The sequence below is a fragment of the Komagataeibacter xylinus genome (genome assembly GCF_009834365.1).
GTDB lineage: Bacteria > Pseudomonadota > Alphaproteobacteria > Acetobacterales > Acetobacteraceae > Komagataeibacter > Komagataeibacter xylinus_D.
Genome location: NZ_CP041350.1, coordinates 111,994 through 127,525 on the forward strand (window position 1 = coordinate 111,994; position 15,532 = coordinate 127,525).

The window sequence follows — 15,532 nt, forward strand, 5'->3', positions numbered from 1 at the left end:
CCATGGCGCGGGAGGACATCCGCACGGTCTGCCCCTATTGCGGGGTGGGCTGTGGGGTCATACTGGAGGTGGAGAACGGCCGTATTGCAAAAGTGCGGGGCGATGGCGCGCACCCCGCGAATGGCGGCCGCCTGTGTACCAAGGGCAGTTCGTGCGACCGGCCGCTCCTGTCCGACCAGCGCCTGCGCCATGCCGCCATCCGCCCCCGGCGCAGGGAACAGGCCGCACCTGCGGGCGTGCAGCAGGCCATCGACGCCACGGCGGCACGTCTGCGCGCCATCCTTGATGAACATGGACCCGACGCCATCGCCTTTTACGTTTCGGGGCAGATGTCGCTGGAAGCACAGTACCTGATCAACAAGCTGGCCAAGGGGTTTGTCCGCACCCAGCATATTGAATCCAATTCCCGCCTGTGCATGGCCGCCGCAGGCACCGGCTACAAGCTGTCGCTTGGCGCCGACGCCCCGCCGGGCAGTTATGAGGATTTCGACTGCACTGACCTGTTTTTCGTCATTGGCGCCAACATGGCCGACTGTCACCCGATCCTATTCCTGCGGCTGATGGACCGCAAGCGGGCAGGGGCGCGCCTGATCGTGGTTGACCCACGCCAGACGGCCACGGCGGAAAAGGCCGACCTGTACCTACCCATCCGTCCCGGCACGGATCTGGCGCTGCTCAACGGCCTGCTGCACCTTCTGGTCCAGAACGATGCGATCGACAGGGAATTCATCGCCCGGAACACGACAGGGTGGGAGACGATGGAACCCTTTCTGGATGACTACGCCCCCCCGACCGTGGCCGAAATTACCGGCCTGCCGGTCGAGGACATCCTGACCGCCGCGCGCTGGATCGCGGAGGCCGGGGAGTGGATGAGCCTGTGGACCATGGGCCTGAACCAGAGCGTTGCCGGGACATGGAACACCAACGCGCTGTGCAACCTCCACCTTGCCACCGGCGCCATCTGCCGCCCCGGCAGCGGGCCGTTTTCACTGACCGGACAGCCCAACGCCATGGGTGGGCGTGAAATGGGCTATATGGGGCCGGGCCTGCCGGGGCAGCGCAGCGCACTGGTGGCGGCGGACCGCGCCTTTACCGAAGAACAGTGGGCGCTACCCCCGGCACCCTGCGCGACACCGGGGGCAATGGCGTGATTGCCATGTTCGAGGCGATGGAACGCGGTGACATCCGGGCATGCTGGGTCATCTGCACCAACCCCGTCGCCACCGTTGCCAATCGCCGCCATGTGGTCCGGGCGCTGGTAGCCGCGGAATGCGTGATCGTGCAGGATGCGTTCGCGGATAGCGAGACGACGCGCTTTGCCGATATCGTGCTGCCCGCCGCCCTGTGGGCCGAAGGGGACGGCGTGCAGGTCAATTCCGACCGTACCATGACCCTTGCGCGCAAGGCGGTCCCACCGCCGGGCGAGGCGCTGCCCGATTGGGACATCATCGCCCGCGTGGCGCGCGCCATGGGGTATGGGAAGGATTTCGCCTTCACATCCGCCGCCGAAGTGTTTGCCGAGGCCAGCCGGTTCAGCAACCCCAAAACCGGCTATGACATCGCGGGCGTCAGCCACGCGCGGCTGCGCAACGGACCGGTGCAGTGGCCCGCGCCCGCAGGCGACATGCAGGACCGGCATCCGATCCGTTACCTGTCTCCTGACGGGACCGGCCCCGTCTTCGCCACGCCAGACGGGAAGGGGGTCTTTTTTGCCCGTCCATGGATGCGGCCCGACGAATGGCCGGATGAGGAATTCCCCTTCGTGCTGAACAGTGGCAGGCTGCAGCACCAGTGGCATACGCTGACCAAGACCGGGCGCGTGGACAGCCTGAACCGCCTGAATCCCGGCCCCTTTGTGGAAATTGCCCCGCCCGATGCCCATGCGCTTGGGCTGTTAAAGGATGATCGCGTAAAAATCACGTCACGCCGGGGGCGGATCGTCCTGCCGGTCCAGATCTCCGCGCGGGTACGGCCCGGCACCTGCTTTGCCCCGTTCCACTGGAATGACCGTTTCGGGCCGGATCTGACGGTCAATTCCCTCACACCGGACGCAGTTGACCCGATTTCGCTGCAACCCGGCTTCAAACTCTGCGCGGTGGCGCTGGAACGGGTGGAACAGGCCGCACGCCCGGCCGCCGATGATGTGGAACCAGTCAGGAAAGGAGAGGCCGCCATGATGCTGCGCGCCCTTACCAGCCATCTCGGTCTGGAGCGACCGGACCAGTCCGTTGCCGCAACCCTGCCCGAGGAGGGACGGGCATGGCTGTCCGGGTTCCTTGACGGGCTGGAAATGGCCCCGCCGGGCGTGGGCGAGGTACCCGTGCTGCCCGCATCGGCACCTCTGCCGGCACAGGCGCGCGCCCGTATCAGCGGTATTTTTGCAGGCTTGTACAGCCGCATGCAGCCGGGTGAAGGCGGCGGGACCATGCCGGCGCCTGCGGCCGCCACGCCGGGTATCAGCGTATGGTGGGCATCCCAGACCGGGCGGGCGGAAGGACTGGCAGCCACGATCGTTGGCTGGCTGCGCGAAGCCGGCCACGCGGCGGAAGGAAAATGCCTTGATGCATTTGATGTAAACATCACCGCCGCAGGGCCGGCGCTGTTCGTGGTATCCACCTTCGGTGACGGAGACCCGCCAGACTGCGCCGCTCCGTTCTGGGACATGCTGCGTGAACGCCAGGCCCCCATGCCCGGCCTGATATTTGCCGTGCTGGCACTGGGGGATTCCTCGTATGCCAGTTTCTGCGGTTTCGGCCGTGCGCTGGACGGACGCCTGCGGGAACTGGGGGCAACGCCATTCGTGGAACGCGTGGACTGCGAGCCGGATTTCGAGGATACGGTCGAGACGTGGCGGACAACCATGCTTACGGCCCTTGCGCAGGTCGCAACCGGTGGGCAGGTTGCCCCGCCCGCGCCGGTGGAAGCACCATCGCCCCCGGTTTCCGGCACGCGGGAGGCCCCGGTCATGGCCCGGCTGTCCATCAACGAGCGCCTGTGCGCCGCAGGGTGCGACAGGGATACGCGGCGCATCGGCCTGGATGTGAGTGGAACGGAACTGAACTGGCTCCCCGGCGATGCGCTGGGCATATGGCCCAGCAACCCGGCGGTCCATGTGCAGGCGGCCCTGCGCGCGCTGCGCCTGCCGGAAGAGACGCCCGTCGTGCTGCGCGGCTGCGGAACGGTGGGGCTGCGCGAAGCCCTTACGCGCCACCTTGACCTGAGCCGCCCCAACCCGGCCATGCTGGAAGCACTGGGTGGTTGTGCGCCGGGTTTCCTGCCCCACCTGCTGAACGATGCAGTGCTGTCGGTCACGGCGCAGGACATACCAAGCCTGTTCCGGCGCATGCAGCCGCGGCTTTACTCGATCGCCTCCTCGCCACAGGCATCCGGGCGGGTGGTGGAATTGACAATGGGGGTCAGCCTTACGCCATGGCCGGGCATATGCTCGAACTGGCTGGCGGGGCTGGAAGCGGGGGCGGACGTGCCGGTTTTCATCCAGCCCACCACGCATTTCCGGCTGCCGGCAGATGATGCCGCCGCCATGATCATGATCGGCCCCGGTACCGGCATTGCGCCATTCCGGGGGTTCCTGCAGGAACGCGCGGCACGGCAGGCTTCGGGCCGGAACTGGCTGTTTTTCGGAGAACGCCACGCGGCGGAAGGCTTCTACTATCATGATGAACTGGACGCCTACCTGTCAAACGGGGTGCTGACGCGCCTTGATACCGCCTTTTCACGTGACCAGCCCGAGAGGGTGTACGTGCAGGACCGGATGGAAGCCGCAGGCAGCGAATTGAGGGACTGGCTGCGCGATGGAGCTTATATCTATGTATGCGGTGATGCGACCCGCATGGCGCGGGATGTCGATGCGGCACTGCGCCGGATCGTGGCCCGTCACGGTGACCTGTCATCTGGCGATGCGGATGCATTCGTAAGCAACCTGACACGCGAAGGCCGCTATCTGCGTGATGTGTACTGATGTGTGAGGACATGGTGCCCGGCACGCGCCTGAGGGTGCTGGTCGCGGACGAAAACCCCCGCAGGGGCCATGCCCTGTCGGAGACGTTGCACGCCGATGCGTCGCTGGATGTCCTGACCGTTCCCCCCGGCACGGCGCTGGTCGATGCCGTGCGGGCCTGTCGGCCCGATGTCGTGCTGGTTGACATGAACAGGGCCGACCGTGACGCGCTGGACAGTATTCGCGCCCTGTCCTGTTCGGCACAGGAACGACCGGTCGCCCTGTTTGTGGATGAGGACGATGTGGAACTGATGGAAACGGCCTTTGATACGGGCATATGTTCCTACAACGTGCTTGAGGCACTACCCCGTGATGTAAAGCCGCTGCTGCGTGCCGCCATCGCGCTGTATGCCCGCTTTCGCCGCACACGCGATGAACTGACCGAAGCGCAGCGTGTGCTTGCCGAGCGTAGGATTATCGAACAGGCCAAGAGATGTTTCATGAAAAATGAAAAAACCAGCGAAGCGCAGGCCTATCGGTGGTTCCAGCGCCGGGCCATGCAGACATCGCGTCGCATCGCAGCCGTCGCCGGGGAGTATCTGGCATCGCAGAAAAAGGATGAGGCATCATGAACACACCGTTACGGATCGGCGTGCTGAAGCTGGCTGACAGCGCACCAGTCATCATGGGGCGGCACCAGGGCATTTTTGCCCGACATGGACTGGAAACCGAGATCGTCGTCTCCCCATCCTGGGCCAACATCGCCGATGGTCTGGCATGGAACCGGCTGGATGCGGCCGTCATTTTCGCGCCGCTGGCCATGATGACCGCGCTCGGGCGGCGCGGGCATGACACGGGGCTACGCCCGCTAGGCCGGATCAGTCGGAGTGGCAACACGATCATGCTGCGTGGCGCCAACCCGGTGGAAGGCACATGGAATGCCGGCTCCCCGGGGCGGCAGGCGTTTGACCTGTGGGCCATGAGCATCGGGAGAAAGCCGCGTATCGCCGTCGTGCATATGTATTCCACCCATCTCCTCATCCTCCGGCGTTTCCTGAAGATGATCGATGTCAGCATGGAGGATGAAATCGACCTCTCTGTCATGCCCCCGACCGACATGATCCATGCGCTGGCGGAAAACGCGATTGATGGCGGCTGTGTCGGTCCGCCATGGGGCACGGAGGCAGAACAACGCGGACTTGCCTTTCGCGTGGGCGGATCCGCCACCGTCCTGCCCGACCATGTTGAAAAGATCATTGTCGCATCGGGGAAACTCCTGTCGTGCGATGCGACGGGTCGCCGCATGTCGCATGCCCTGCGGGACGCGATTGCGTTCTGCCAGCAGCCGGGTCGCCGCGCGGACATCGCACGCGCACTGGCGGCCCCCGTTGCGGATGGCGGGCTGACATTGCCGCTGGCGGCGACGGAGGCCATCCTGCCCGGTGGGGACGCACGCGAATGCGTGACCTTTGCCGGGGGCAGCCTGCTGCCGTCCGACCTTGACTGGATCATAAGCGATATGACGGCGCTGGGGTGGGTGGACAATGCCGAACACCAGATGCTCATGCGCTGGATCGGTCCCGTGCCCGCCGATCCTGCCCCTGCCTGCGCGCGATCACTGTGAACCGTGCGGGGGAGGGAAACCATGCTGTTCAATTTCGAAATGGATTTTACCCTGTCATTACGCTGCGTTCCCATGATCGTGCGCATGAAGCTGGATCTGTGCGGTGTAAAACTGAGCCTGCGCCAGTGGAGCCGTTTTACGCAGCACGACAGGCAGGCACTGGTGGACCGCCCCGCCACCATGCCGCCGGAACGGGCGGCATACCGGTCGTTCCTCCTGCACCTGATCAGGACCCGGGCGGGAGAAGAGCCAAAACTGCTTCCACCGGCCCGGATGGAAGTCTGGCAACTGGCTGTTGGCGTGCCCGATGCGATCACGCTGAAAGCGCAATCCAGTGGGTTGAGGGCACCCACGCCCGAACAGTGGGGACATCTGTCGGTCCTACAGCGCTTCGCGCTCCTTAAGCTTACCAGGCCTGGGCACGAAAATCAGAATTTTGAACCGGCTCTGCGGGAATTTCTCGGTGAGATGTATAATTGAAGCAATTAACTTGAAATATTTATTTTATGAGTTTCTGATTTACGCAGTTCCCATCACGCAATATAAGACGTTTACCTATTTTTTATTTGATGTATGTCGCCTTATATTTTTACAGTGTAGGATCATAACAAGAATCTGGTCTACTAGGATACGTGACCGACAGCAAGATGAGGTTAAAACTATCCAACTTGTTGGCATAATATTTCTTATGGGACGTTCTTTGGCGTGGAAATTTGAAGTGATGTTCCTTATGGTTCCTCCTAATATCTCATTACGACAAGGCCGACTGCGGGGTTCTCAGGCCATTACCTGCTGTGCTTTTCTGTCCGGTAATGTCAGGTATACGCAGTCTCCGGATGCGAATGCAGTTGACAATCAATGCCCCAGATGCTGTTCCAGTTAGCGTGTTGAAATAAGAGGAATCTGCCCCTCACCTATGACGGATGGCATCGCTCCTGCGGCACGACCCCGGATGGGTCGCTGGCTTGTTGTCGCCATCGTTTTCCTCGGCTTCCTTGGACAGCTGTTCATCCAGAGCCAGACGCTGCCTGATGAGACGCCTCGCCTCACCATCCAGCGACTAACCGGGATAGACATTGCTGCCCCGGTCGAGGCACGATCGTGTAGGACCGCCGACAGCCCTGCCACGCCTGTCGCCATGGCCCATATGCTGCATGTGCATCATGCACAGGCCTGTCACACATCATCTCATCATCACGATGCTTCGTGTCCGTTGTGTCCGCTGCTGCATATCCCCGTCATGCTTCATGGGGATCTCCCATTCCTGCCGTTTGTGGCCATGGCGTGGATATCCATGCGACGCCGTCCGCAGCAGCCACGCGCTCCACCTGTATATGCCATTCGTCTTCTGCCGCCGTTGCGGGGACCGCCCGATATCGACTGAATTCCAGCGCCATGCCGTAACCGGACGCCATTTCGGTTCATTGGCATGGCCGGTGCGCTAGAGCATAATCTGATCTAATAGGTTCATTTTAAGATTCCCATACTGGTCGAAATCTGATTCATACTATGTGCCGGTATGGAGGCCGGCCCGTATGACCCGAGCCCTGTCTGCTGACCTTCGCCGCCGCACGATTGCGGCTGTTGCCTCTGGCATGACCCGTCGTGCGGCGGCGGTTCGTTTTGGTGTGTCTTCGTCGAGCGTTATCCGCTGGGTTGCCGAGTGGCAGGCCAGCGGTCGTGACCATGCGCTTAAACAGGGCGGTGATCGCCGTTCTCACCGGATTGAAGCGTGGTCAGCCTTCCTGCTGGCCGCGATTGAAACAAAGGCCGATATTTCCCTTGTCGAACTGGCGGAGACACTTGCAGCGGAACACGGTGTCCGCTTTGCGCCGAGTACGATCTGGCGCTGTCTCGACCGTCACGACATGACCATCAAAAAAAACGGCGCACGCCAGCGAGCAGACACGGCCCGACGTCGCACAGCGGCGCGAGGCCTGGTTTGACAGTCAGCCTGACCTTGATCCGGCCCGTCTGATCTTCATCGACGAAACAGCCGTCTCAACGAAGATGGCCCGCCTGCGGGGGCGGTCACAACGGGGCACGCGCTGTCGGATGTCCGTGCCCCACGGGCACTGGAAAACCACGACGTTCATCGGCGGGCTGCGCCTCTCCGGCATGACAGCACCGATGATGCTGGACGGCCCAATGACCGGCGAATGGTTTGCCGCCTATACCCGCAAGGTGCTCGTTCCAACCCTGTCGCCGGGAGACGTCGTCATTCTGGACAATCTGCCCGCCCATAAAGGAGCCGCTGCCCGCGAGGCTGTGGAGGCAGTCGGCGCCAGGTTGTTGTTCCTGCCGCCCTACAGTCCTGATTTCAACCCGATCGAAAACATCTTCGCCAAAATGAAGGCGTGGATCAGACGGGTGGCACCGCGAACCCTCGACGCTCTTCAAAATACCGTCTGTGGAGCAATTGACGATATCTCTCATCGCCAGGCCGCAGCGTGCTTCACCGCCGCTGGATATGAACCAGACTGATCGGATTATGCTCTAGCGGGCGGTTTTCTGTTTCTTTGCCAATTTTTTGTTCTCCCACGCAGGGCTATTGCGGTTCCTGCGCGTGACGAACATGAGAGCCGCAAAGAGTCGGACGATGAATGCCTGCTGGCTATTGCAGCCCAGTTCAGGACAGACGTCATGTCAGGTCATACGGTACGTGCACGCGTCGTGCGCAGTGCTGACGCGCATTATGCGGCGCTCGCCATTTGCTTATTTGTCGCCGCGGGAATAACGACGCCCGCCCTGTCGAAGGAGCAGGAGAATCTTCCTCGCAAGGCCATACCCCCTTCCGATGGTCATGTATCCCTCAGTTCCTCGGGCAGCCCAACGGAGCATGTTGCAGTCGTGGGGCATCGGAGTGCACCAGATATTCGTCGATTTGCCCTACCGCAGACGACAGCAGGCATCGACCGGCAGCAGATCGAGGCCACGACCAACATCGTGGATACCGAGGATGCGCTCAAATACATGCCCAGCCTCGTTGTCCGTAAACGCAATAACGGCGATACACAGGCCACGCTGGAGACACGGACATGGGGTGTGAACTCCAGCGCGCGCAGCCTGGTTTATGTCGATGACGCGTCGATTTCTGCCCTCATCTCCAACAACAACACAAATGGTGCTCCCCGCTGGGGCATGGTCACTCCCGAGCAGATTGAGCGGGTCGACATGCTCTACGGTCCCTTTGCCGCCGCGTACCCCGGCAATTCGATGGGGGGTGTCGTGCTGATTACAACCCGCATGCCGGATCGCTTTACGGCGACGCTCAAGCAGACCGGAAGTGTGCAGACTTATGGCGGTTATAGAACCAAGGGCAATTATGGATCGTCAAACAGCGCAGTCACAATCGGCGATCGATCGGGACATTTTTCATGGCTGTTTAGCGCCAACCGGGAGGAAAGCCTCAGTGAGCCGCTTTTTTACGTCACAAACACGTCGATGCCTGCCGGTACCGCAGGTGGTATTCCGTCCCTGAGCAAAACAGGATCTGTCGCCAACGTCATGGGCGCTGGCGGCCTCCAACATAGCACGATGGACAACCTGACGCTGCGGATACGCTATGATTTTATGGACTGGCTACATTTCAACTACATGATCGGATTCTGGGACAGCCAGACCCGGGCGCATGCGCAGTCCTATCTGTCAACCGCATCTGGGGCTACGACATTTGGCGGTGTGTCCGGCTTTGCCAATGATACCTACACCTATAATGAACAGCATCTGATGAACACCATAGCGCTCAAGACCAGTACGAAAGGGCATTGGGACGCCGAGGCCATTTTTACTGATTATGATTATCTGCAGGATAGCCAGCGCAATCCGGCAGGCGTGCTGGGTGGCACGAATTTTACCCGCGATGGCTACATTGCCAACATGAGCGGTTCAGGCTGGACGAACGCGGATATCAAGGGCATCTGGCGGCCCACTGGTCCAGGCGGGGCGCATGAGCTCAGTTTCGGTGCGCATCGTGACCAGTATGACCTGCGGAACCCGACCTACAACACCGATAATTGGGCGTCTTCAGCGCCCACTGGCAATGGCACGCTCTATGCCAACGGGCGGGGACGGACAACGACCTACGCCCTGTGGGCACAGGAAGTCTGGAAGTTCGCGCCGGGTCTTACCCTGACGGCTGGTGGAAGGCTTGAGTTCTGGCGGGCCTCTGACGGGTTTAATCTGGCGGGAAAGATGGCGGCCAGCCAGCCGTCGGAACATTCGACCAATTTTTCGCCCAAGGCAACGCTCGACTGGCAGATCAATCCCCGATGGGAGGTCAAGCTGTCATTCGGGGAGGCATGGCGCTATCCGACCGTGGCGGAACTTTACCAGATTGTCGCAACCGGGGGACCTATGCGGTTCCCAATGCCAATCTCCGCCCCGAACAGGTTTTCTCTGGTGAGGCGATGATTGAACGTCGCACGCACAATGGCAGCCTACGTCTGTCGCTATTTCAGGAAAACACCCATAACGCCCTTATTTCGCAAAGCACGCTGATCAATAACATTTATACAACGGCAGTCCAGAACGTGGGCGAGGTACGTAACCGCGGAGTGGAGTTTGTGGCAGAACGGAAAAATGCGTTGTTCCGGGGCCTCGATCTAACCAATAGCGTGACCTATGTGGACTCCCGCGTACTTGCTGACCCAGGTTTTCAAAGTGCTACAGGCACTACGGCGGCTGGAAAACATGTGCCCTATGTCCCGGCCTGGCGGGACACATTCCAGGCGACCTGGCACGCCACGCCACGCCTCGACCTATCAGCAGCCCTTCGCTATCAGGGCAGGATGTACTCCACCCTCGATAATACGGATCATGTCGGTCACGTATTTGGTGCTTTTGACAAGTTTCTTGTCGTGGATATCCATGCGCACTGGCGTATGAAAGGTCCTGTGACCTTTGATGCCGGCATCGATAATATCAACAACGCCCGGTATTACGAATATCACCCATTCCCCATGCGTAGCTATGTGGCGTCTTTAAAGGCCAGCTTCTAGCACTACAGTTGTGTTTTGATGTGAGATATGATTCCGTGTGTTGGTATGGAACGGAACAGGATGACAGGTGGCGCGTCTGTTGAGGAGACGCTGTCGCTGACGGTTGAGGGATTACGGGCGGTCAAGGAAAAAATACGCCCCTGTTTGGTCAGGATCGGGTTGCGGTCTCAGCGGAGCATTATCTGGAAACGCTCCTGGGCAATCTGCCGCGCAAGACGGGCTGGCAACGTGCGGAAGCCGCAGGCGACGAAGGCCCCTGGCGTCAGCAGGCTTTGCTGGGCCGGACGCAGTGGGACGCTGACGGTCTGCGCGACATTGTCCGCGATCATGTTCAGAGTACCCTGGATGATGAAGACGCGGTTCTTGTGATCGGGAGAGTTCTAAAAACCCTCTTCTCCGCCTGTATAAAAATCGTAACCCATTGATATCGCTACTACAGGAAAAATCAAAATAGGGGTTTTTAGAACCCTCCATCGATGAGACCGGTTTTCTCAAGAAAGGCAAGGCGTCCTGTGGTGTAGGGCGCCAGTACACGGGTTCGGCTGGCAAGATCACGAACTGTCAGGTTGGTGTGTTTGCAGCCTATGTTTCTTCACGGGGTCATGCTTTCGTGGATCGCGCCCTGTATCTTCCCAAAGCCTGGACATCAGATCCGGTACGGCTGTCTGCGGCCTCTGTTCCTGCGGACGTAACGTTTGCAACCAAACCTTCTCTGGCCCGACAGATGATCGAACGCGGCCTGCAGGCCGGCCTTCCCTTCGAATGGGTCGCTGCTGACAGTGTCTATGGCGTAGGGGAAATCGAAATGAGCCTGCGTCATGCCGCAAAAGGGTATGTTCTGGGGGTGGCAGGCAGTCACTGGTTCAACTCCTGGGGCTTGGGAGAGAGACCGGTTGCGGGAGAAGCCCGTGATATCGCCCGGGACGCTCCAGAAGAAGACTGGGTCTCCCTGTCAGCCGGACACGGGACGAAAGGCGATCGTCAGTATGACTGGCTGTGGTGTCCGCTCGCCGAACTCGAGGGGGCAGACTATACCCCGGCCGACAACAGAACCTGGATCCGGGGTCTCCTTGTGCGCCGGAACCCAGCCGACGGGGACCTTGCATACTTCACTGTCTGGTGCCCCTCAGGAACGACGCCTGAAAAGCTGGTTCAGGTCGAAGGCACGCGATGGCGGATTGAAGAGGGGTTCAGAACGGCCAAAAACGAATTCGGCCTCGATCACAATGAAACCCGCTCCTGGCACGGCTGGCATCGTCACGTATCCCTTGTCATGTTGGCCTATGCCCTGATGGCCGGGGTCAGGGCACAGGCAAACGACAGGTCTCCCAAAAAAAAACCAGCGAACCCGCACCAGGTCTGATCCGGTGGTCCATTCAGGAAATCCGGCGTCTTATCGTCAGGCTGACCCAGCGCCAGATCTCCCTCAACCATATCCTGCACTGGTCACGATTCAGACGAATACATCAGGCAAAAGCCTATGCTTCTCACATCAAAACACAACTGTAGTGCTAGCTGTCAGGTTGTGAAACGTCATTGGCGTAATCAAGGATTTCATCGACCTGTTTCATGATGTCACGATCAGCCGGTTTGATGTGATCAGGATTACGGAACGCGGGATGTTTTTCAAGCCACGACGTGATGCATTGGGTGGGAGTTATGCCGCCCAGAACACGCTGCCGGCGATGATTGTAAGCGAAACAGAAGCCTCTGAGCAGAATTTCCAGATCCTTATGGCTTGAGACACAGACCGGCAACACCTCTGTGGCGACACGGCCATTGAAGCGTTCGACCATTCCATTGGTCTGAGGGGAGTAAGCTTTGGTCCGGCGTCGGTCGATTCCCATGTCATGACAGGCTTTTTCGAAGGCATCCGCCGTAAAACAGGAACCACGATCGGTCAGAATATGGGTGATCCGGAAAGGAAAGGCGGTTTTGACAGCTTTGAGGAAATCGACGGAATTATCGGCATTTTCCGCGTCATAGACGGCCAGATGTACCGAACGGGAGCATCTATCAATGGCGACATATAGAAAACGTTTCCGCCGTTCTCCATCTGCCGTCTGCAATTTGGGCAGATGTTTCACATCAATATGGACATAACCGGGATCGTAATCCCGGAATGTTCCCTGTCCCCGAACTGGTCTGGTCTTTGGAGCAGGAGGCAGCCTGTTCAATCCGGCATCTTTCAGAATACGCCAGATGTTGTCCCGGTTCAGATGTGGCAGGAAATGCCGCACGACAAAGGTCAGGTCATCCAGGCCAAAACCGGTAGAACGCCGAAGGTGACAGACAATGGCGCGCTCTTCCTCCGAGGCTTTCCAGGCCAGTTTCCGGGGACGGCTGCTGCGGTCCTGGCAGGCGTCTGAACCACGCCTGCGCCACTTGCGGACAGTTTCCGCGCTGATCCCGTAGCGTCTGGCGAGCACGGATGTCGATTCCGATGAGCGGGCTATGTCAGCCCGGACGGCCGGTGTCGTGCGTGCCTGTGGATGGATCTGAAGCATCATTCAGTCTCCCTGCAAACGGAAGAAAACCATGAAGAGTAACGCGGTATTGCCCACCCTACATCATCCCAATGACGTTTCACAACCTGACAAGAACGATATCGGACCACCATGCAGGTTCCGCCGGGACATATTGCACCAGACGCCGCCACCGCTCCGCTGGCATGTCTAAGCAGGGCTGTCCATTAATACGTACCTCGCCTTCATGCGGGTCAAGATCCGCGATCATGCGGAGCATCACTGTTTTCCCGCTGCCCGATGGGCCGGTGATCGCCACGCACTGACCCGTCAAGACGGAGAATGTGAACGGGCCACCATAGGCGCAGCACAATCCCTGCACCTCGAGAGCCAATGTCCCGGCAGCATATGTCGCGGCAATCATTCGTCCTCCTGAACGGTCGGTCCTGCCCGTTCGCGTGAAAACATCGGTCACTTCACCAGTCAGATCCATAATTTTCCATATATCTTCGTTTTTCGATATATGGAAATATGGTATCTCCCGGCGATCCTGGGCGTGGTACCACCGTTGCAATGAAATGCGTGATCTGGCAGCGATCCATGCCCGGTTATGGACAGGCTTAGCCAGCGTGACTGCTTGCCCCGGATGAACGCGTGTCAGCCCGTCCCTTCAGCCACGTCATGGAAACGGGGCGACGCACCACACGGCGCGGGTATTGTCTTTTCCGCGGAACCGGCCAATGGCTGCGGGCGTTCGGAAACCTACCTGTTTCCTCATGACTGGACAGTATCATGATGCTCGATCGCCGTTCCTTTCTGACGCTGGCCGGGTCAACGACACTGACGGCCATGATCCCGCATGGGGCCCAACGCAGCAGCCCCGTCATGGGTGAAAAAGCAGACCATACGCTGCGGATCGCCACGGGACGGGTTGAACTTGCCCCTGACCGCATAATTTCAACCACGCTCTATAATGACCAGTTTCCCGGCCCCCTACTGCGGTTTGAGGAAGGCCGGCGCAGTATGGTCGATATCTTCAATGATACCGACACGCCGGAACTGGTACACTGGCATGGCCAGATGATCCCGAGCGTGGTGGATGGGGCGGCGGAGGAAGGCACGCCGTTCATACCACCGCATGGCATGCGGCGGATCAGCTTCCTGCCACGACCATCGGGTTTTCGCTTCTACCATACACATGTCATGGCCGGGGGCGATCTCAATCGTGGCACCTATACCGGGCAGGTCGGGCCACTCTATATCGAACCAAAGGATAATCCCGGTGCCTATGACCGCGAGATATTCCTTGTTCTGAAGGAATTCGAGCCATTCTTCAGTCGTGGGGGCGACATGGCGGGGGATGCGCTTGCGGGTGAACCGGTTGACGACCTCCAGCAGATGGGAAAGGCCGCCGACGCGACCGCCACGCAAAAGACGAAGGGGTTGGAGGTCGGCTACAGGTCATTCGCGATCAACGGAAAGATGCTGGGCCATGGCGAACCCATCCGAGTGAAACAGGGCGAGCATGTACTGTTTCACATCCTGAACGGCAGCGCCGGTGAAATCCGTAGCCTTGCATTGCCGGGCCACACCTTCAGGGTCATGGCCCTTGATGGCAATCCGGTCCCCACGCAGGCCGAGGTTCCAGTGCTGTGGCTAGGCACGGCGGAACGTATCTCAGCCATGGTGCGGATGGATCACCCGGGTGTCTGGGTAATGGGAGACCTGGCAGATGATGATCGCCGGCGCGGGATGGGCGTTGTCGTCGCGTATGCCGGGCTGACGGGCAGGCCATGGTGGATCGCACCCCGGCCCGCGCGCTGGGATTATGCGCGCTTTGGCCGTTCCCTCCCCTCCATCACACCTGATGAGACGATCGGGATGACGATCGTCAAGCACAACGCGGCCCTGAACGGCTTCAACCAGTGGACCCTCAATGGAAAAGCCTTCTCGATGCAGACAAGGCAGCCGCACCATATCCTGCGGCAGGGACGACGCTATCGGTTGAGGGTCCGCAATGCCAGCGATGACATCCATCCGCTTCACCTGCATCGCCACAGCTTCGAACTGACCGGGATTGGCAGCAGGGCAACCCGGGGCGTGATCAAGGACGTTGTGATGCTGGGCAGCTTCCAGGAACTCGAATGCGATTTTGTTGCCGACAACCCAGGACCGACTCTCTTTCACTGCCACCAGCAACTCCACATGGATTTCGGGTTCATGACGCTTTTCGATTATGCATGATGGTAACTGACACGACCTCCGATGCCCGCGATCAACGGCTCATTCAATAGGGTGGCGAATAGGCCGGTGCTGCCGGATAGGGCGCCGCTGGTTAACCGGACGCTACCGGACCGACCGGTGCAGGCGGCACCACGAGGGCAGGTGCGACCGTCACGCCCGCGATCAGTCCGGTTGCCACCGCCACAAGCAGGATGAGGAATACAGGCCCTCATGGCTTTGGTGTGAACGCGCGAAACCGCGT

At 60.0% G+C, this 15,532-nt stretch carries 8 protein-coding genes and 4 pseudogenes; 10 read left to right on the forward strand and 2 right to left on the reverse strand.

Features of this window, described 5'->3' with window-relative positions; all coding sequences use genetic code 11:
* The first annotated feature begins 2 nt into the window (after positions 1-2).
* From FMA36_RS19825 to FMA36_RS18575, 9 genes and pseudogenes are all read left to right on the forward strand, one after another.
* Positions 3-3,979 (forward strand): annotated as a pseudogene (locus FMA36_RS19825) (molybdopterin-dependent oxidoreductase).
* A complete protein-coding gene (locus tag FMA36_RS18540; RefSeq protein WP_010515344.1) occupies positions 3,979-4,590 on the forward strand; it encodes an ANTAR domain-containing response regulator in 612 nt (203 codons plus the stop codon). Before FMA36_RS19825 ends, FMA36_RS18540 begins: the two are co-directional and overlap by 1 nt.
* A complete protein-coding gene (locus FMA36_RS18545; RefSeq protein ID WP_019092084.1) occupies positions 4,587-5,582 on the forward strand; it encodes an ABC transporter substrate-binding protein in 996 nt (331 codons plus the stop codon). Before FMA36_RS18540 ends, FMA36_RS18545 begins: the two co-directional genes overlap by 4 nt.
* A 21-nt stretch (positions 5,583-5,603) precedes the next feature.
* The gene (locus FMA36_RS18550; RefSeq protein WP_026019823.1) at positions 5,604-6,062 is read left to right on the forward strand and encodes a nitrate reductase associated protein; all 459 of its coding nucleotides are present in this window, start codon (positions 5,604-5,606) and stop codon (positions 6,060-6,062) included.
* Between the two features lie 436 nt (positions 6,063-6,498).
* Positions 6,499-6,966: a hypothetical protein gene (locus tag FMA36_RS18555; RefSeq protein WP_010516903.1), complete on the forward strand. Its 468-nt coding sequence runs from the start codon at positions 6,499-6,501 to the stop codon at positions 6,964-6,966.
* A 151-nt stretch (positions 6,967-7,117) separates the two neighbouring features.
* Positions 7,118-8,066, forward strand: a protein-coding gene (locus FMA36_RS18560) for an IS630 family transposase (protein WP_240906627.1) whose coding sequence is annotated in 2 segments (ribosomal slippage) — positions 7,118-7,458 and positions 7,457-8,066 — 951 coding nt in all. Because the reading frame shifts where the segments join, the coding sequence is not laid out codon by codon here.
* 159 nt (positions 8,067-8,225) lie between these two features.
* Positions 8,226-10,582, forward strand: a pseudogene (locus FMA36_RS18565) (TonB-dependent receptor).
* Between the two features lie 45 nt (positions 10,583-10,627).
* Positions 10,628-10,950: pseudogene (locus FMA36_RS18570) on the forward strand (IS701 family transposase); the annotation flags it as partial.
* A gap of 104 nt (positions 10,951-11,054) precedes the next feature.
* Positions 11,055-11,945, forward strand: a pseudogene (locus FMA36_RS18575) (IS701 family transposase); the annotation flags it as partial.
* Between the two features lie 148 nt (positions 11,946-12,093).
* Here the strand turns inward: FMA36_RS18575 and FMA36_RS18580 are convergent.
* Both FMA36_RS18580 and FMA36_RS18585 read right to left on the reverse strand, forming a co-directional pair.
* Complete coding sequence (locus FMA36_RS18580) at positions 12,094-13,089, reverse strand: IS481 family transposase (protein ID WP_029329762.1); 996 nt, start codon at positions 13,087-13,089, stop codon at positions 12,094-12,096.
* A gap of 79 nt (positions 13,090-13,168) precedes the next feature.
* Positions 13,169-13,471, reverse strand: coding sequence for an ATP-binding cassette domain-containing protein (locus FMA36_RS18585; protein WP_083819146.1), 303 nt, complete (start codon positions 13,469-13,471; stop codon positions 13,169-13,171).
* 368 nt (positions 13,472-13,839) lie between these two features.
* On the opposite strand from FMA36_RS18585, the gene FMA36_RS18590 reads away from it, so the two are divergent.
* Positions 13,840-15,291, forward strand: coding sequence for a multicopper oxidase family protein (locus tag FMA36_RS18590; RefSeq protein WP_159264408.1), 1,452 nt, complete (start codon positions 13,840-13,842; stop codon positions 15,289-15,291).
* Positions 15,292-15,532 lie beyond the last annotated feature (241 nt).

Coding starts and splice junctions, on each gene's coding strand:
- FMA36_RS18545 (WP_019092084.1), top strand. CDS start 4,587: ATGAACACACCGTTACGGATCGGCGTGCTGAAGCTGGCTGACAGCGCA.
- FMA36_RS18550 (WP_026019823.1), top strand. CDS start 5,604: ATGCTGTTCAATTTCGAAATGGATTTTACCCTGTCATTACGCTGCGTT.
- FMA36_RS18540 (WP_010515344.1), top strand. CDS start 3,979: ATGTGTGAGGACATGGTGCCCGGCACGCGCCTGAGGGTGCTGGTCGCG.
- FMA36_RS18590 (WP_159264408.1), top strand. CDS start 13,840: ATGATGCTCGATCGCCGTTCCTTTCTGACGCTGGCCGGGTCAACGACA.
- FMA36_RS18580 (WP_029329762.1), bottom strand. CDS start 13,089: ATGCTTCAGATCCATCCACAGGCACGCACGACACCGGCCGTCCGGGCT.
- FMA36_RS18585 (WP_083819146.1), bottom strand. CDS start 13,471: ATGATTGCCGCGACATATGCTGCCGGGACATTGGCTCTCGAGGTGCAG.
- FMA36_RS18555 (WP_010516903.1), top strand. CDS start 6,499: ATGACGGATGGCATCGCTCCTGCGGCACGACCCCGGATGGGTCGCTGG.